Annotated in this window: 16 protein-coding genes and 1 riboswitch; of the genes, 3 read left to right on the top strand and 13 right to left on the bottom strand. The window is 36.6% G+C overall.

From position 1 onward, the window contains the following. Positions 1 to 8: 8 nt before the first annotated feature. Entirely contained in the window at positions 9 to 368 is a 360-nt protein-coding gene (locus PQ459_14980; GenBank protein WDF46200.1) for a hypothetical protein, read from the top strand. Here the strand turns inward: PQ459_14980 and PQ459_14975 are convergent. Next, a complete protein-coding gene (locus PQ459_14975) occupies positions 365 to 1,096 on the bottom strand; it encodes a DUF72 domain-containing protein (protein ID WDF46199.1) in 732 nt (243 codons plus the stop codon). The genes PQ459_14980 and PQ459_14975 overlap by 4 nt on opposite strands. 150 nt (positions 1,097 to 1,246) lie before the next feature. Further along, positions 1,247 to 1,348: riboswitch (SAM riboswitch) on the top strand. A 101-nt stretch (positions 1,349 to 1,449) separates the two neighbouring features. Between PQ459_14975 and PQ459_14970 the strand changes: the two genes are divergently transcribed. Then, positions 1,450 to 4,266 (top strand): TonB-dependent receptor, encoded by a 2,817-nt coding sequence (locus PQ459_14970; GenBank protein ID WDF46198.1) that lies wholly within the window; start codon positions 1,450 to 1,452, stop codon positions 4,264 to 4,266. A 204-nt stretch (positions 4,267 to 4,470) separates the two neighbouring features. Here the strand turns inward: PQ459_14970 and PQ459_14965 are convergent, their stop codons facing one another. From PQ459_14965 to PQ459_14935, 7 genes are all read right to left on the bottom strand, one after another. Continuing rightward, on the bottom strand, positions 4,471 to 7,017 hold the full coding sequence (locus PQ459_14965) for a copper-translocating P-type ATPase (GenBank protein WDF46197.1): 2,547 nt from the start codon (positions 7,015 to 7,017) through the stop codon (positions 4,471 to 4,473). Between the two features lie 209 nt (positions 7,018 to 7,226). Further along, entirely contained in the window at positions 7,227 to 8,180 is a 954-nt protein-coding gene (locus PQ459_14960; GenBank protein ID WDF46196.1) for a 2-dehydropantoate 2-reductase, read from the bottom strand. 146 nt (positions 8,181 to 8,326) lie between these two features. Then, on the bottom strand, positions 8,327 to 9,670 hold the full coding sequence (locus PQ459_14955) for a serine hydrolase (protein ID WDF46195.1): 1,344 nt from the start codon (positions 9,668 to 9,670) through the stop codon (positions 8,327 to 8,329). Between the two features lie 248 nt (positions 9,671 to 9,918). Continuing rightward, complete coding sequence (locus PQ459_14950; protein WDF46194.1) at positions 9,919 to 10,404, bottom strand: hypothetical protein; 486 nt, start codon at positions 10,402 to 10,404, stop codon at positions 9,919 to 9,921. 109 nt (positions 10,405 to 10,513) lie between these two features. Next, positions 10,514 to 11,329: a GLPGLI family protein gene (locus tag PQ459_14945; protein WDF46193.1), complete on the bottom strand. Its 816-nt coding sequence runs from the start codon at positions 11,327 to 11,329 to the stop codon at positions 10,514 to 10,516. A gap of 83 nt (positions 11,330 to 11,412) precedes the next feature. Beyond that, complete coding sequence (locus tag PQ459_14940) at positions 11,413 to 12,318, bottom strand: EamA family transporter (GenBank protein ID WDF46192.1); 906 nt, start codon at positions 12,316 to 12,318, stop codon at positions 11,413 to 11,415. A gap of 233 nt (positions 12,319 to 12,551) precedes the next feature. Then, positions 12,552 to 12,968 carry a hypothetical protein gene (locus tag PQ459_14935; GenBank protein ID WDF46191.1) on the bottom strand — a complete coding sequence of 139 codons (417 nt, stop codon included), beginning with the start codon at positions 12,966 to 12,968 and terminating at the stop codon, positions 12,552 to 12,554. Between the two features lie 254 nt (positions 12,969 to 13,222). On the opposite strand from PQ459_14935, the gene PQ459_14930 reads away from it, so the two are divergent. Beyond that, on the top strand, positions 13,223 to 14,410 hold the full coding sequence (locus PQ459_14930) for a glycosyltransferase family A protein (protein WDF46190.1): 1,188 nt from the start codon (positions 13,223 to 13,225) through the stop codon (positions 14,408 to 14,410). Here PQ459_14930 and PQ459_14925 read toward each other — a convergent pair. The 5 genes from PQ459_14925 to PQ459_14905 all read right to left on the bottom strand — a co-directional run bounded on the left by PQ459_14925 (position 14,380) and on the right by PQ459_14905 (position 18,928). Then, the gene (locus PQ459_14925; GenBank protein ID WDF46189.1) at positions 14,380 to 14,964 is read right to left on the bottom strand and encodes a class I SAM-dependent methyltransferase; all 585 of its coding nucleotides are present in this window, start codon (positions 14,962 to 14,964) and stop codon (positions 14,380 to 14,382) included. The genes PQ459_14930 and PQ459_14925 overlap by 31 nt on opposite strands. Further along, complete coding sequence (locus PQ459_14920) at positions 14,964 to 15,689, bottom strand: PIG-L family deacetylase (GenBank protein ID WDF46188.1); 726 nt, start codon at positions 15,687 to 15,689, stop codon at positions 14,964 to 14,966. Before PQ459_14920 ends, PQ459_14925 begins: the two co-directional genes overlap by 1 nt. Continuing rightward, on the bottom strand, positions 15,670 to 16,875 hold the full coding sequence (locus PQ459_14915) for an acyl-CoA dehydrogenase family protein (GenBank protein ID WDF46187.1): 1,206 nt from the start codon (positions 16,873 to 16,875) through the stop codon (positions 15,670 to 15,672). Before PQ459_14915 ends, PQ459_14920 begins: the two co-directional genes overlap by 20 nt. A gap of 272 nt (positions 16,876 to 17,147) precedes the next feature. Further along, positions 17,148 to 17,951 (bottom strand): class I SAM-dependent methyltransferase, encoded by an 804-nt coding sequence (locus PQ459_14910; protein WDF46186.1) that lies wholly within the window; start codon positions 17,949 to 17,951, stop codon positions 17,148 to 17,150. Between the two features lie 65 nt (positions 17,952 to 18,016). Further along, on the bottom strand, positions 18,017 to 18,928 hold the full coding sequence (locus PQ459_14905; protein ID WDF46185.1) for a hypothetical protein: 912 nt from the start codon (positions 18,926 to 18,928) through the stop codon (positions 18,017 to 18,019). Positions 18,929 to 18,978: the final 50 nt, after the last annotated feature.

The following is an 18,978-nucleotide window of genomic DNA, read 5'->3' as shown; positions in this document are numbered from 1 at the left end:
ACTGAGCTATGAAAAAACTATGTGTCTTGATTTTGCTTTGTTTATCACCATTAATATTTGGACAAAACTGGCATTCCAATAATCCATATAACAATCCTACCAGAGGGCCTTATGACAATCTGAGTAAGAATAGTGAGCGTCAAATTAATCAGGAAATGAGTGATTTGAAAAAGATAATCAATAGCTCCAGACAGATCTATGAGCATTTTAAAGATGACAACGACGTTGCTTTACAAGAGGAAAGTGATTCGTTTGGGCCAGGTGCGCCGGGAGAACCCGTTCCTATCAATCAGTATCAATTATTGCTGTTGCTTTCGGGATTTGTCATTGCATTATTGTCAGCAAAAAGACTTAAACAAACAACTTAGAGTAATGTTTTAAGATACAGGGAATTGTCTATTGCAGCAGTTCCCCAAGTGTTGTTGAACATGATGTAAAATTCCATTTTAGTTTTTTTAATTTTCTCTGCCAAGTCATTTAAAAAGTCTTCTGAATAAGGCGATTTGTAAAGTGTCGGTTTCCCGTGAAGGCGATAATATCCTATGTTTGGATTTGTGATAATGATGTCCTCAGGAAGATTGCTCGGAAAACTTGTTCCGCTGAAAATCCATTTTTTGTCTTTGAATATTTTAATAACATCATCATTCCACCAAGAAATATGACGGAATTCTACCACAATTAGAAAGTCATCAGGCAGATTTTCATTAAGCCAATTCAGATTTTCTGATGTGTGATGAAAGGAAGGCGGAAATTGAAAAAGAAAGCCAGCCAACTTTTCTCCAAGATGAGTCTTGATGTAATTGCAGAATTCCACAATCTCCTCTTTCTTATTTTCAAAAGGTTTTTGATGAGAAATCGTTTTTGGAATTTTAATAATGAATTTAAAATCATCTGGTGTTTCATCTACCCATTTTTGAAGTGTTTTGGCCGTTGGTTTTCTGTAAAAGGTGCTGTTAATTTCCACAATATCAAAAGTCTGGGAATACAATTTCAAAAAATCTTTGTTCTGAGAATCTACAGGATAAAGAGAACCTTTCCAGTCTGCATTGTAAAATCCGGAACAGCCGATGTGGTATTTCGTCTTCGATGTTTTCATTTTTATTAATGATTAATTTCTGTGCCAATCAGCATTGAATCAATTAATTAAATCTGTTATGATATTTATCATACCGAATTAGTAGGAAATAAATTTGGATGGATAAATCTTTTGACCCTACTTTTGCAAAGTGATTACGAATTGCTGTCATACTTATTAAGAAAGACCGAGGGAACTGACCTTAAGACGTCTTAACAACCTGCCGAAAGGAAAGGTGTTGCATTCAGCCTTTGAAAAAAGGAAAAATAAGTTTAAAAGTTTTTATTATTGGACCAAACACATCCTAATATAACTTCTTCTAGACTTGTCTGGGGGAAGTTTTTTTTATTTATAGAACGTAAAATTTAGAATATATGAACAAAGTAACTATTATTAATTCAAGGAAAGGCATTGCGCTCACAGCGGCGGTAATTTTCTTTTCTGGGATTACATTCGCACAAGCTCAGGAAACAAAACCTGCCAAAGATACCGTGTCCGACAAACAGATCGAGGAAGTGGTTTTGGTCGGATCCAGAAGTGGTGGACGTTCCAAAGCGGACAGCCCGGTTCCAGTGGACGTTTTCAACCTGAAAGAGATCCAGCAGAGTTTGCCGCAGACTAACATCAATCAAATCCTTAATACGATCGCGCCGTCTTTTACATCTACCATTCAGACCAATGCAGATGGATCAGATCACTCAGATCCTGCACAGTTGAGAGGTTTGGGTCCAGATCAGACTTTGATTTTGATTAACGGAAAAAGAAGACATACATCAGCTTTGGTCAATGTAAATGGTGCTCCAGGAAGAGGAACGGTGGGAACTGACCTTAATGCAATCCCAGCTTTTGCACTTTCCAGAATCGAGGTTTTGAGAGACGGAGCGTCTGCACAATACGGTTCTGACGCGATTGCCGGAGTAATGAACCTCCAGTTGAAAAGAGATACAGGAAAACTGACAGGACAATTGAACTACGGTGGTTATCTCACCAACGCAGCGAAAGACCACACAGGAAATTATGACGGTCAGCAATATCAATTGGATTTGAACTACGGAAATAAGATTGGCAACAAAGGTGGTTTTTATAATATCACCTGGTCTTCCCAGTTCCGTGATCCTACGAGAAGAGCTGGAACAGAAAGTAGTTCAATCTACAACGCGTACAACGCAATCGAGAAAAGAGCGGCTGAAAATGGCGTCAATCTTTCGTCTTATTTCAATAATATCACAAATCTGAAAGGAACTGCAGGTGAGCAAGATTTCGTGAATTTGATTCACCAATATTCTCAAGGCGTTGGTTATTTTGATTCTGGTTTCCAAACAAGTATTCAAAATGCATCCACAATTACAGCGCTTCAAGGTATTTTAGGCGCGAATGTGACAGATAATGAATTGGCTTACAGAGGACAAACCAGAAAAGACTTCAACATGCAAGTTGGGCAGTCCAAACTGAACAACCACCAATTATTTTTAAATGCAGAAGTGCCACTGAATGATGATTGGAAAGCTTATACTTTTGGAGGTTACTCTATCAGAGATGGGCAATCAGGCGGTTTTTACAGAAGACCAAACCAAGCTAGAACTTTCACAGGACTTTACATTGACGGTTATTTGCCAGAAATTCATACCAGAATTCAGGATGTTTCTTTGTCTGCAGGCGTTAAGGGAAAATGGAATGGATGGAATGTTGATCTAAGCAATACTTTCGGACAAAACAGTTTTGATTACACGATTGAAAATACTGGAAATACGAGTTTAAGATTCAATTCTCCAAGCACTTTCAAAGCGGGTGGTTTGCAGTTTTTGCAGAACACCATCAATTTGGATTTCAGCAAATCGTTTGACGTATTCCAAGGAATCAACGTCGCTTTCGGAGCAGAACAACGTCACGAGAATTTCAGAATCAATCCAGGTGAGGAAGCTTCTTACACAGCTTATGATATCAACGGAAATCCTCAAACGCCAACGACGCCAAACTCTTTGAAACCAACTGACTTTTTTGGAGCTACTTTGGCAGGAAGTTCTCAGGTTTTCTCAGGCTTCAGAGCGGAAAATGCCATAAATAAAAATAGAAATTCCTACGCCGGATATGCTGATGTAGAATTCAATTTTACCAATTGGTTATTGGTCGATGCAGCTGTTCGTTACGAGGATTATTCAGATTTTGGTTCGACTTTCAATTACAAATTGGCTTCCAGGATTAAACTTTCAAACGATCTTAATTTCCGTTTTGCAGGTTCCACAGGTTTCCGTGCGCCATCGATCCATCAGATCTATTACAATACGACATCAACCTTATTTACAACACTTCCGGGAGGAACAGCGCCATCTTTGGTAGAAGTTGGAACTTTCAGTAATGATTCTGCAGTTGCAAAAGGTTTGGGAATTAATAAATTAAAGCAAGAGACTTCAAAGTCTGTAAGCACCGGATTTACGTATAAAATTCCTGCTCTGAACTTGAATATTACTGCAGATGCGTATTTCATCAGAATTGATGACAGAATTGTTTTGACAGATCAGTTTGCAAGACCAACCGCTCAGCAGATCGCTATTAACCCAAATCTTGGACCTGTTCAACAAGAATTTGATAAGGCAGAAGTAAATGCTGCTCAGTTTTTTGCGAATTCCATCGATACAGAAACTAAAGGTTTGGACGTTGTCATCAGCCATACCTACAGAAGAGAAAGTTTCAGATTTAATAACGACTTTGCCATCAACTTCAATAGAACAAAGAAAGTTGGCGATATTCACGCTTCCGATCTGTTGAAAAATGCAGGATTGGATACAACTTACTTTGGAGAAAGATCCAGAGTTTATCTGGAAGATTCAGTTCCGAAAGTGAAAGCGAGTTTGTCTCATAGCTTAACTTGGAATGACTTCAGTGTTTACCTGAGAAATACTTACTACGGAAAAGTGTATGGTGCAGACAATGTGGATGCGAACTTTGACGGTATTCTTTTGCCAAACGAGCATCAATTGGTGTCAGATAAGATCATTACGGACTTATCAATTGGATATAATATTAGCAAAAACTTCAACCTGACAGTTGGAACCAACAACTTGTTTGATATCTATCCAACGAAGAATGTGACAGCTTCTACGAACAATGACCAGTTTATCTACTCACGTTCTTCGTCTCAGTTTGGACAGAACGGAAGATACGTCTTCAGCAAGCTGACTGTCTCATTTTAATCAGACGATTTTTTAAGGTTTTATATTTGTTTTGAAATGGCATCGGGGTTTTCCTCGGTGCCGTTTTTTTTTTAACCATAAAAGTCACAAAAGGTTATAGTTTATTTCTACGAAAACAAAAAGCTCAAAAAAGGATTAAGAATTTCTTTTTTGAACTTTTAAAATGATTTTCAGAATTTTCTTTTGTGACTTTTGTGGTTCAAATCATACATCCAATTTCGCATTATTCAATCTCAAAGAATTAAGAATCACAGAAACCGAACTGAAACTCATCGCTGCGGCCGCAATCATTGGACTCAATAAAATGCCGAAGAAAGGGTAGAGCAGTCCTGCGGCGAGCGGAATTCCCAAAACGTTATAAATAAAGGCAAAGAACAGATTTTCTTTGATGTTTTTCAATAATTTTTCACTGAGGATTTTCGCTTTTGCAACGCCGAGAATATCGCCTTTTAGCAATGTGATTTCTGAGCTTTCAATCGCGACATCGGTTCCGGTTCCCATTGCAATGCCGATGTTGGCTTGAGCCAAAGCTGGCGCATCATTGATTCCGTCGCCTGTCATCGCCACGATTTTCCCTTCGTTTTGAAGTTTTTTGATTTCGTTCATTTTATCTTCGGGAAGACAATTGGCTTTGAAGTTTTTGATTCCAAGTTGTTCAGCGACTACTTTTGCCGTGTTTTCATTATCACCCGTCATCATTATAACTTCGATGTTTTGACTTTGCAGAAGTTCAATCGCTTGTTTCGAAGTTGGTTTAATGTTATCCGAAAAACTTAAAAATCCTAAAACGTTTCCAGCTTTTGTGAGATAAGAAATGGTCTTCGCTTCGTTTTGTTTTTCGTTAATTTTTAATTTCAGACTTTCAGGAATATTGATGTTGAAATGATTCAGCAAAGATTCGTTTCCTAATAGAATTTCTTCTTGATTAATCAGTCCTTTCACGCCTTTTCCGGAAATATTTTCGAAGCTTTCTACTTTTTCAAAACTGTCATCCCGATTGGACTCGAATGATTGTCCAAAGGCATTCAAAACCGCGTTTGACAAAGGATGTTCAGAGTTTTGATTTAATGAAGCTGCGAGTATTAAGAATTCATCTTTGTCTGAGTTTTCAAAAGTTTCGATGTTGTCCAGACTTGGTTTTCCTTCCGTCAAAGTTCCTGTTTTATCGGTAATCAGGACATTGATTTTGTGCATTTCTTCCAAGGCTTCGGCGTTTTTTATCAAAATTCCATTCTGCGCGCCTTTCCCTATTCCCACCATCAAACTCATTGGTGTTGCCAATCCGAGAGCGCACGGACAAGCGACAATCAATACAGCGACGGCGTTTACAAAGGCATAAGTCATTTTGTTTTCGCCACCGAAAATGTACCACGCGACGAATGTTAAAACGGAAATCGCCATCACAGTTGGAACAAATATCTTCGAAACTTTATCCGCTAATTTCTGGATTGGCGCTTTGCTTCGGCTGGCATCGTTCACCATTTTAATGATTTTGGCAAGCAAGGTTTCATCGCCGATTTTTTCCGTTTTCATCAGGAAAGTTCCGTTCCCGTTGATGGTTCCGGATGTTACTTTGTCGCCCGATTTTTTCTCTAATGGAATTGGTTCTCCCGTAATCATCGATTCGTCAACGTTGGAATTTCCGTCGATAATTTTTCCATCCACAGGAATTTTTTCGCCCGGTTTTACTCTTAGAATGTCATTGATTTTAATTTCAGAAAGCTCAACTTTTTTCTCATTTTCATTTACGACTAAATTGGCAGTTTCCGGCGAGAGATTCATCAACGCTTCAATGGCTTTTCCAGTTTTTTGATGCGCTCTCGCTTCCAACATTTGTCCCATTATCACCAAAGTCAAAATCACACAAACCGACTCAAAATAAAACGGAACTTTCCCACCGTGAGACAATTCGTGGGGAAGAATATCTGGAAAAATCAAAGCAATCCAACTAAAAATAAATGCGACAGAAACGCCCAACGCAATCAAAGAAAACATATTCAGATTCCACGTTTTGAACGAAATCCAGCCACGTTTCATCACAAACCAACCTGCATAAAATAGGACTGGAATCGTTAAAATCAATTCCAAAATCGCCTGAACTTGATAAGAAAAAGGAAAGTCAAAAAACATTCCGCCCATCGAAAGAATGAAAACGGGAACAGAGAATCCTAAAGCAATCCAGAATTTTCTTTGCAAAGTTTGATAGGTCTTGTCTTCGTGTTTTTCACCTTTTATCGGAATCATCACCAAATCCATCCCGCAAACCGGACAACCAACATTGGAATCGTAAACCTTGTCGCCTTCGCAGAACATCGGGCAATAGTATTTTCCTTCTTGATGGGTGTTTAGTGTTTGGTGTTTGGTGTTTTGATGTGTGTGTGAACTTCCAGCTTCCAGCTTCTGACTTCTGACCAAATCTTCTGTGATTTCCTCCAAATGCATATGACAAACCGGGCAACCGGAATCCGATTCGTAGGTTTTGTCACTTTCGCAAAACATCGGGCAAAAATATTCGCCAATTTTATCTTTGAAACTTTCTGGAAGATTGGTTTTGGAATAGGTTTTTGGCTTGTTTCGTTGGTCTTCACGCTCTTCAATCGGAACGAGGAACATATTGCAAACGGGACATCTGCCTTGCTTGAAATACAATTTTTCGCCTTCGCATTCCATCGGGCAATAATAGACGGAACTTGGGGAAATTCTTTGGTTTGGGTGAAGATTTTCGTGATTATGATGAGTGTGGTTTTCCATTTTTTTATTTTAACACAAAGCGCACAAGTTCTTATTTTAAAGATTAAATGTTTTGAAGGCACAAAGATGAGTACGCTTCGCTCTGATAATTATTGATACAAATTTCAGCAAAATAGAATTCAATCTGTTATAAATAAATGGAAAGATGTTATAATCAGAAATTAAAAAGCCTCTAGATTTTCTAAAGGCTTTGATTAGGTTTTCGATATCTACAGACTTAGTTGCTGAATCTTCTCTGTTAATTCCTGATGTATTTTTTGAGTTGAAGGCGTTTCTACTCCCAGCTCTTTTCCGTAATGGATAATGGCGCCAGCAAACAATTCGAGTTCGTTGTTTTGTTGTTTAACATTGATATCCAATTGCAAAGACGTTGGCGTTGCAGGTGGAAATGTGGACGCTTTTTCAAAAGATTTTTCGATGATGTCGCTTGGCAGACCAATCGATTTTTTGTCTGCGCTGGCTTTTACTTCTTTCATTATGGCTGTGGCCTCCTGTTTCTGTAAAGTATCATTGCAAACTGTTCCGATAGAAGAATTGTACTTTGCACTCACCAATCCGAAACTGGCTACAAAAATAAATTTGGTCCAAATGTCCGCAAAAGAATTCTCTTTAAAATCAAAATCGATTCCGCTGTCTGTCATTAATTTGATTATCCAATCTACATTTTCCGAAACATTTGAAGGGTCTTTGCCGAATATCAATTTCCCGGGTTTTCCTTTGTGTTCCACGATTCCTTTCTCCTTGATGTGAGATGCTACATAAACACAAGCTGGCAAAATTGTATTTCCGGGAATAATTTTCTTGACTCTATCATAAATATCAACGCCGTTCATCAAAGGAAGCAAGATTGTGTTTGTGCTGATGACCTGTTTCAATTGTTCGCAAACGTTTTCCAAATCATATTCTTTCACACAAATGAGAATAAGGTCAGCATTGTCTATTTCGGAAATGCTTTGAACGATTTCATCAGGTTTCGTGATATTTTCCGGATGTTCTGGAGAGAGTAGTGTAAGTCCATTTTTCGATACCACATCATAGGTTTTACTTCTTGCGACAAACGTAATACGAAACGGATTCTCTTTCACATTAAACTGATTGATTTTGAATCCGAAATATCCACCAACACCGCCAAGACCTATTACGACTATATTTTTCTTATCCATAGAAAATTATCTTTTGTTAATTTGTTCGGCGCAAATTTGATGAAAAAAGAATGAAATAAGCTATGAATAAAATAAAAACCCTCCAAAAATTTCTTGAAGGGTTAATAAATGGAAAGATGTTATATGTGATTTTAAAATTGTTACAATTACTCAATCTTCAATATCAGATTTTTGTCTTTTTTGTCTGCATTCAACGCATTGCTTGGCGCTTGCATCCATCTGACTCTATTAATGATAAACTTGAATTGGTATTCTTTTCCTTTTTCGAATTGTGATTTTGGAATTTCAAGTTCAAATGTGTGATTGTCTTTTCTAATCATTTGAAAGGATTTATTTTCTGGATTCCAATCGTTGAATGAGCCGGCAATTGAAATGCTTTTTAGCAAATCTGCATCTAATCTTTTATCGTGCTGATAGCTGAAAATCACTTTGTCGTCTGTTAATCTGTAACCGTAAATATTTTTGTTATGAGAATCAATCAGCAAATCATTGGCAACGTCAAATGTGGAGTTGCTTAGAATTTCGCCAGTTTCCGGTCCGCTGATATTGACCATCAAACAAACGCCCAAATTCTGCTCCGGAAATACAGAAAACATCACCTGATTGCCGTATGCTCCGCCGTGCTTGTACGCATAGTTACCGAATTCTGAAACATAAATTCGGTCCCAAAAATAGCCATACCAATCTTGATTGCTGTTCGTAATATTTCGCTGTGATTCTCGAACCGTTTTGTTTTGACCGTCCAATTCGAACTTTAAAAACTTCATCAAATCTCCCAAAGTCGATTTTGTGTGAAGACCAGATGAGCCCCACAATTGACTCTTGAAATGTGGCATCAAAACGTGATTGCTATTATAACCGTTTGCTAATATTTCATTCTTATCCAATACAAATTTTGTCTTGTTCATTTCCAGTTTTGACCAGAGATTTTCCTTCAATAATTTTTCAAGAGGCTTTCCGTAAATGTTTTCGAGCATCAATCCTGTCAACTCAAGGCGTGGATTGCTGTAAAGGTATTTTGTTCCGGGAATTGTGTCTAATTTTACAGTTTTTAGGTCACGCAAAAAATCGGTTTTCGAATAATTTTTATAAAGTTCTACCAGCTTGAATGTGGTTTGGTCGTCAAATGTTTTCATAATTGCTCTGTCATCTGGCAAAACGCTAGGAATTGCAGATTGATAAGAAATCAAATCTTTGATTGTTACTGGTTTGCCATCGTATTGCAGATTGGGATAATCACCTTTGAGATATTTTCTAATGTCATCATCCAGATTCACTTTCTTTTCCAGAACAGCTTGAGTAAGCAAGTAACCTGTCATCACTTTTGTGACGGAAGCAATTTCGAAATAAGTATTGTCGTTTACTTTATTGCCTTTCTCTTTATCGATTTCGCCGTAATGTTTGGTGTAAACTTTTCCATCTTTTAAAATACCAATGGAGACTGAATATGCTTTTGAATTTTTTAGCAATTCCTTGGCATTTTTATCCATTATGGAATCGATAGAATTTTATGTTGACCAAAAATTGATGTTCCGATAAACGCCAGTAGGAAAAGGATTGTCTTACTCATAATGTGATATTGTAAATATTTGAGTTGAAATTTTTTTTGATTTGTTTTAATAGTTTGACAATCTTAAGAGAGTTTTTGTTACATCATAAATGGTAGTTAATAAAAAAACCTCCAGAAAATTCTGAAGGTTAGATTTATATAAAGCGTTTAGTTTAAATATTAAACTGATTACTTTCTCGGTTTCAAAGAAAGATTGTCCAAATAAACGGCTTGATGCACACCATTTAGCATCACTTTCAGACCTAAGTTGCTGTCCTTTTTCAATGAGATGTTGAAGACTTTTTTGTCTTTTCCAATTTTCACAGGTTTTGCAATTGTGGCGAAAGTTTTAGGATTTGAAGCGTTTTGGATGGACAAAATTTCCAAGGTTGTTTCTCCGCCATTGTCCGTCACATCAAGGCTTAGCGTGTAGTTTCCAGCTTTGATTTTCGGTGTCACCAAATACATATTTTCCTTCGGATTGGTCATCGAGTAGAAGATGATTTTGTTTTCGCTGGCGTAGAGCATTGCTTCGCCTTTTTGGATAGACCAGCATTTGTTGATATCTTTCCAGTTGTCAAAATTTTCTGTCAATGTGGAAACGGTTTTGCACTGTGCATTAGCTGTCACAAATCCGCATAAAGCCACTATTCCTCCGAATATTAGTTTTCTCATTTTTGATTAAATATTATGAGGTAAAAATAAGTAAAAAAGGGTGAGTGACAAAGTTATTTTTAATTAATCTAAATAACTGTTTAATATATCACATTTGCAATTACAATATCTAATCAAGTAGATTTAATTCAATTAGATTATTGTCTTTTGCAAGTCTTTCCAGCGCTTGCTGATTTAGCTCCCTGAGGATTTCGGAGGATGTTCTGAGTTTTCCATCAGCATCTCTTTGGTCAGGTATTCTTCCCACTAAATCAGATGTTGGGTTTTGGCGATAATTTTTATATTTTTTAACAAATTGATTGTGACTTAACTCAACAATACGGTAATTATGCAAATCAGGATAGACGAACGGTTGCTGATTAGACTTAATTCCTTTCAGTTCAAACACGTGATTTTTACTGCTATCTTCAATTTTCAGAATCAGACCAGGTAAACCTTTGAATTTGTAAGGTCCGTCTTGGATTGGTATTTCTTTTGCAAACCAGGCTGTCCATTTTCTACCACCGAATTCGGTGGTTGCTTTTTGAACATCATAATTTAAAATTTTAGAAAACTCAGTGGTCAATTTCCAATTGAATTCTACATCTTGCTTTACTTTGTACTTGTCCCAAATCAAGAATGTAGTATGGACCAATTGATTTGAGTTAGGATATTTTGTAACCCACTCATTGACTATCGCATTTCCAGATGGCATAGAATTGATTCCTTTTTGATAGTCTTCAAATTGAGCAGAATCTGATGCATATCTTACTGAACTATAATACTCCGACCTGTCTTTTTGAAAATTCAATATCATTATTTCTGTTTTGATATCTGTTCTGTTGGTTGAATCAGGAATGAATTTGTATTCGTAGAGAAATTGTTTGTTTTGTCCAAAAATAAAATTTGAGAGAAGAATTAGGATTAATAAGTAATTGTTTTTCATTTTAAAGTTTTTCTTATTATAAAATTAGCTTGTTTCTTTCTCATTTTCATTCACAAAATTTCACAAACTTTGTTAAATAACACTTATAAAAATCTCGCTTTTTTATCCTTTAACCTAAATATCTCCTTCCCATTAAAAACAATCACCGCCAAAAATATCAGAGCATAAGAAAAGATCTGCAAGCTTCCCAACGGTTCGTGATAAACCACGCCAGCCAAGACGAAAGCAATGATCGGATTGATGTTTAATATCATTCCAACTTTGGAAGAACTGATTCCTGAAAGTGCATAAAGATTGAGAAGCAACGGAACAATAGTGTACATCACTGCGATGATCTCGACGTAAAAATAGAATTTGAAATCGGTGATCAAACCACTAGAGTAAACCGGGAAAAAGGGCACCAAAATCAATGCTGACAAAAGAATATGAAAATTGAGAACCAAGAACTTATCAAAATTTTTGTTGATGCTTTGGCTCACAAGATACGAGGCGTACGTGAAACCAATGAGACTGCTGTAGAACATATCAATCAAATTGGCGTAAGACAGCAAGACGCATCCAACAAAACTGAGAAAAACCGACAACCATTGTAGCTTCGTAAGTTTGTCTTTCAAAATAAAATAGGCGAGAATCGTCGTGATAATCGGGCAAACCAAATAGGCGACAGAAGTTGCGCGCACGCTGATGTGATTCATCACAAAAATAAATGAAAACCAATTGGCAGTCAACAAAACACTGCTGAGAACATTGAGACCAATCAGATTTCGTTTTTTGTTTGGAGGAAGTTGTTGGAAATAATCCAGATTATTGGCGAGTTTTTTCCTTTTGAATAGAAATGAAATAACAGTCATAATCAATGCGCAACTGAAAACTCTGTAAAACAGAATATCCAAAGAAGCGTACTCGTGGAGCGGTTTCAAAACCAAACTAAAGGTTCCCCAAAGCGAAAACGCAATGATGGCGGAGAGATAATATCTTAGATTGTTCAACTGAAAAAGGTATTTGAGCTTATCGAAAAATGAAGAAGCAAAAATAGCTATCTTTTGTGTGAGTTTGGTTACAAATCTGTCAATCTATTCAATATATCATTCCGATTTTGTAGGATTTTCTGTAATTTTCACTTTTAAAAATTCTCTATCTCGTTGTGATTTTTAAGATGATTTCCTGCTCTTCTTTGGCAAAATCTAACGAATTATTAATTTAAATCTAACTGAAAATCAACTTATCCTATCGGCCTGAATTTCCGCAGATTCCACTTTCTCTTGAAAGCTTTTCCATCTTCGAACTTATAAAAATAAGTTTCCTTTTCCCATTCATTGGGACGGATGACCGTGAAACATTCACCTTCTGGAAGCTCGATGATTTCGTGGATAGTGTTGGCTGGTACGAAATGCGAAGTTCCTTCTTTTCTGTGATGTTCGGAGGAATTGTAAGTGCCGTCTTCAAAGATTTCGTAAATCCTTTCGATGTAACTGCCTTTTAAAATATGCGTCGTAAAACTGAACGGATGATCGTGGATATGTTCGTGCTGATCTTTCTCGCTGAAATGATGAATGACCGCATCGAAAGGCAAACCTCTCAAATGGTGTTTCGTAAAAACGGCATTCATTTTTTCGCGTTTGACCTTAATATTAATCATATAATTTGTTTTATTTTATTGATATTCTGTATGTTAAACCAAGTGGAATCAAAATTTAAACCTTTGATGTTATAAAAATAATGAAAAAAGCGATTTGCAATTTTACCATTTTCCCTTTCTCGTTATCAATTAATTTAATAATTATCAATTTAAGAAAACCTATTGGTATTAGAATTGTAAATAACTGATTTGTTCTAATATGAGAAGAATTGGTTTATAATTCTAGTTCAATTATTATCTCTAAATAATGCTAAATGATGGATTCCACCGAAAATCACAGTGATTCTTTCTTCTCGAAATTTCAAATTTTACCTAGCGTAAAATCCAGTATTGTGATTCCTGTCAAAGATGAGCAGACTTATATTTTACAGACGCTTTCGTCATTTGCAAACCAAGTTGATATTTTGAGTGAAAGTCTTGATTCTAATCAATTTGAAATCCTGGTTTTAGCTAATAATTGTTCCGATGATTCGGTCGCTTTGATCAAGAAATTCCAGCTTGAGCATCCGCATCTCAACATTCATTTGCAGGAAATTACATTATCTAAATCGCTGGCAAATATCGGATATATTCGCAGGAAGTTGATGGAATCTGCTTATTCCAGACTTATGCAAATTGGTGGTGGTATTATTATGACGACGGATGGAGACACTTCGGTTGCCAACGACTGGATCTCGCAAACACAACAGGAAATCATCAATGGCGCAGATGTCGTAGGCGGTAGGATTTTGCTTTATCAAAATGAACTTGAAAACTTGGACGAATTCACACTTCTGCATCATTTTAAAGACGAGAAATACCAACTCTTGATTGCAGAACTGGAAGCAAAAATCATCGATTCCGAGTTTGATCCTCATCCAAGACATCATCAACATTTCAACGGCAGTTTTGCGATTACGACAGATTGTTATGCCAAATCCGGTGGTGTTCCTGAGGTAGATTACCTTGAAGATTGTGCATTTTTTGACAGACTGCAAACCATCGATGCGAAAATTCGACACAGTTACAATGTAAAAGTTCACACGTCTGCGAGGTGGATTGGCAGAACTGAAATCGGACTTTCTCACCAACTGAATGTCTGGAAAAACTTAGGAAAAAACGTGGACAATTATTTTGTTGAATCTTGCCCTTCAATTACACAAAGGCTTGTTCAAAAAAGAAGCTTATTGGATTTATGGAACTCTAAAAATCAAATTACCGAGTCAGAATTTCATCAAAAAATTAAAAAAATAATTCCCGAAATCACTATTGAAAAAGACAATTATAGTTTGTTTAATAATTGCCAGTATTTTGGAGAATGGTTTCAAAAATTAATGATCATTAAAAATAAAAGGAGCAAAGAAAATATTCCTGCAGTCTCGATTGATACAGCGATTAAAGATTTACAAATGAAAATTCAGGAATTGTCCAGTCACGATTTTGCCCAAACGTCAATTCTGTAAGTTTCAGCTCTGCCGGTGAAAATGTTCGTCATTTTGTCTTTCATTAATTTCTCAAAACTCTGATGAACTTCGTCGCCGGTCTGCGGATAATCGTGAACTTCTGGCAACCAATGTACCAGGACGATATTTCCGTCAGTTTTTAATCTGTCAAATAAATTTCCGACAGCCGTCTCCCAATCGTTTGGCGAAAGATAATAGGCCACTTCGGAAACCATTATCAGATCATATTCATCCTCCGGAAGTTCATTTTGAAAATTGAGTTTTTTAAATGTGACATTTTCCAAATTCTCACAACGTTTTTTCGCAAGATTTAAAGCCTTTTCCGAAATATCTGTTGCCAACAAATGTTCGCTTTTCTGAGTCAAAAGTTGAGTCAAAACGCCAATCGAGCAACCGATTTCTAAAACATTTTCATAATGATCTTTGGGCAAAGAAGCAATCGTTACCGCATATTTTTTTGCCTCATATTCGCTGGCTTCAAAGTTCCAAGGATCTTCATTGGCGTCATAGACACCTTTGAAATATTCCGAATCTAAAGATTGTTTTTCTTCCATTATTTTGAGATAAAAAATGTTTCGTAGGGTACATTAAACTGATCCAGCATTTCTTGAGAAAGCCTAAAACCTTCCGGATCATCATTGATCAAATCTGTAATTTGAGAACGGTGTTTAGAAATTGCTTCCTGTTTTTGAGATAAGACATTGCTGATGTTCAGTCGGAAAGGCATTGATTCTTCGTTGGTTGGTTCATCTCCAGATTGCCCCAATTCCTTGAGCCAGATTGGATATTCATAAATTTTAGCATTGGAAGTTTCAGCAGAATTCATCAATTGAAAAGATGCTTGATGATCCGGATGTGGATCTCTGCGCCACGGCACGAAAATACTTTGAGGTTTGATGACGTCCAGCATTTTGGAAATATTTTTAACCGAGGTTTCAAATCTTTCATCACCAAATGTCGGCACATTTCTATCGGGATATCTGCCAAAAATGATATTTTCTTCAGCAACGCCAAGAATTGCACAGGCTTCAATTAATTCTTTTTCGCGCAGATCTCTTAGCTTTTCTGCAGGATATTCTTTGCTGTTTGGGTGAGACAAAGTTCCGTCGCTGAGTAATAAAATATAAACTGTTTGCCCATATTTTCGCAACAGTGAAATGACACCGCCACAACCCAAACTTTCATCATCGGCGTGTGGAGCGACAATCAATGTGGTTCCAAATCCTGTGACACATTGTTCTGGTGCCAACGGAATATTTTCAAGATTTATTTGATTCATCTTTTTTAATTTTTTTTAAGTTCATATTCCAGATCTCACTTGCAGGAACATTAGAATTTAGGACGTAGCCACCAACATCTGCCAAGACTTGATCTGGCGCAGGTTGTCTTAGATAAGTACTTAGATCACGAATGATTCTCTCAAAATGATAAGGTTTGTTGAGACCACGTGCACCAACACATTTTTGACAAAGGTTCATCACATCCGTACAGATTTGCTCTATGGCGGTTCGCATCATATTAGCATAAATGACAAAATGTTCCGCCTCACTTTTAGTCGGTTGTTTCATATAACGGTCCATTCTTGATGAAGCACCAACAATCCACTGATTTCCTGATTCAACAGCAATTGCCATTTGACCCAATCTCATTTTTTGAAACGGATCTTGAGTTCTGTTTAGATTCACGAGATATTTTTTTGTCTCATCTAAAAGTTGCTCCGCGGCGCCTAACTGAACAGCCGCAAATCGTACAGCACCGCCACTGAATCCTGGTTGTTGGTAATATTCGCCGGCTTTTCCGAGTAAATTAATTTTCTGAAGTTTGGTTTTCAAAAATGTCATTTTAAAACTTCTGCTGGACTGCATTCCCATTGGATTCCACCAGCTGGAATCGCTTTTTACGGATGATTCATCAAGCGGGACGACACACATTTGCCAAGCTCCACCTTTCCTTGCGGCAGTGACAATTGGTCGGCTAACATAATCTGTTCCCGTCGCAAAAGTCTTAGAACCATTCAATTGATAAATGTTTTTTTCCACTTTTGTGAGGAAAGTTCCATCAGTTGCTTGCGTATTCCAAACTCCAAAGAGTTTACCCGCAATCGCATCTTCTGCAAACAGCTTCTTTTGCTTTTCGGAGCCAAATTGGTCAATTAAAATCTGCGCATTGATGTGACCTTCCAAAACTCGTCCCATCACCAGATTTCCTTTTCCAATATTTTTCAGAATATTGAGCATTGCCAAGTTGGTTCCGGGAATCAATCCTAAATTCTGACCTCCCAATTTTTCGGGAATGCTTGCTGATAAAAATTTTGTGGATTTTAGTTTGGCTAAAGTTTTTTCGGGAAAAGATTTGACAGAATCAGTCTCTGAGGCTTCGGCGAGCGATTCTTCTCCAATCAGTTGAGAAGATTTTACCAATTCTGATAATTTGGATTTACTGAATTGGTTATGGTTTTTTTTCAAATCTTTTATATAAGGTTTAAGATGTAATTATCTGTACTTCAATACTACCCATTTTAATGCCGTTAAAATAAGATTGTAATTTGGGTCGTGAAAGTATGTGATTATTTAAAGTAATCGCATTGACTACTTAAGATAAGCTTAAGACTTCCTCAAAGATAATTGTTAATCTTTGCCTTGGATATGACTGAGGTCATAAATAAAAACCTTCTATTAATTGTAAGGTTCTAATTTTATGAATCTTACTTTCTCTTTATTATCCTGAAAATTGATGATTAATTTTTCTTGGTCGCCAAAACAGAATAAACCATCGGAATCTTATCGCCAAGATGCTCGATTCTGAATTTCTTTGGCGCGATTTCTACCGTTTTGTTGAAGCAATTGTATGGAGAATAATCGTATTCATCTAAAGAATTGATCTCGAGTCCGTTTGTTATCAAACTATTCAAAACCTCGCTGAATCCGTGGTTCCACATCACGTAATCTTGTGTGATGTCAGCAGTTTTGTCTGCATAAGTTCCCGATTCTGTTTCTACAATCGCACCAGAATTAAAATATCGATACGCGATTTTTTCAAAATTATCATCAAACATCCAAACCACAGGATGGAACTCTACAAAGACAAATTTCCCGTTTGGTTTCAAAAATCTGGAAATCACTTTTCCCCATTTGTCCAAATCTGGCAACCAACCAATCGTTCCGTAACTTGTGAAAACGATGTCAAATTTTTGATCAAGATGATTGGGCAAATCGTAAATATCAGAGCAAATAAAAGTAGTATCTGTATTGGTTTCTTTTGCCAATTGTTTAGCGCTGTCAATAGCTTTGTCAGACAAGTCAATGCCAGTGACTTTCGCACCCAATCGGCTTAAGGAAATAGAATCTTGACCAAAATGACATTGCAAATGCAGAATAGATTTTCCTTTAATATCGCCCAACAAATCAAGCTCAATATCGTTAAGCGAAGTATTTCCTTTTTTGAAACCTGCGAGGTCATAAAACTCAGATTCCAAATGGGCGTCGGTTCTGTTGTTCCAAGATTCGCGGTTGATTTCTATATAGTTTTTTTCTGGGTTCATAGTTTATATTTGATAAATCCAAATTTATAAATTAGATACTTACAAATCCAAACTTAACCATATAATTAGTTGATACCGAATTTATTATTGATGCAATCTATGAACAAACTGTTGTCCAAAAATATCTTATTGCCAAGCATTCCAGACATTCCTGAGAATTTCATCAAAGAAAATTGTGCAGTCGAAAAACCTTCCACGTACGTCAATTCTTTAATCGGAATTTTGATATGATCAAATTCGATATTCTGATCACAACTGGCGGTGTAAGTAGTCAAAACATTATTCCAACTTTTGGATTTTTCTACCTTCACTTTGGAATTTTTCAACTTTAATTTTTCCCATTCCTCTTTATAGGTCAAAAATTCGAAGGCGCTGGTTCCAGAATCGTAGAGGAATTTTCGGTCTTTACCTTTCAAAATTCCGGGAATAATGATTTTTCTCTTTTTGAATTTGAAATCGATGAGCTTATTCCTGTAATCTGCAGGAATGCTGGATACATTTAGAACAACGAGATCTTCTCTAAAGTTGATCAGCGTTTTTCGGTCCTCCAACACATCTGCACCCAGCGTTCCAATGATTTTTATCGAATCACTTTTATCGTCTTTATTCGTTTTATATATTTTAAATTGATTTGATGAAATTTCGGTTTTTCCAACAAAGAATGAAGTTTTTGCTTGCTCATTATCAATAGAAATTTCTCTGATGTCCTTTATCGATTGGGAATAAAAGACAGTGTAAGCGGAACCTGTATCAAATTGCAGATAGTAAGTTTCCGATTTTCCAGAAAAATGAATGGGCAAAAGCAAAACATTTTTATCATTTCCGAGCCAGGTAATCGGGATGTTTCCACTTTCGTTTTTTATTGTCAAATAATTTTTTTCTGGCGTGAATTTCTGGTCAAAATAAATGTAACCTGCCACTGCGGTCAAAATCAAAATAACTAAAAATCCGAGTGCGATCTTTTTGAATAACTTCATTGTCAAAATTTTTCTGCAAGATTCGGTTTTACAGATCAATTAACTTTAAA

Source organism: Chryseobacterium sp. KACC 21268, from assembly GCA_028736075.1.
Taxonomy (GTDB): Bacteria; Bacteroidota; Bacteroidia; order Flavobacteriales; family Weeksellaceae; genus Epilithonimonas.
The sequence above is the reverse complement of the archived record's forward strand: the minus strand, read 5'-3'. Positions and strand labels throughout refer to the sequence as shown.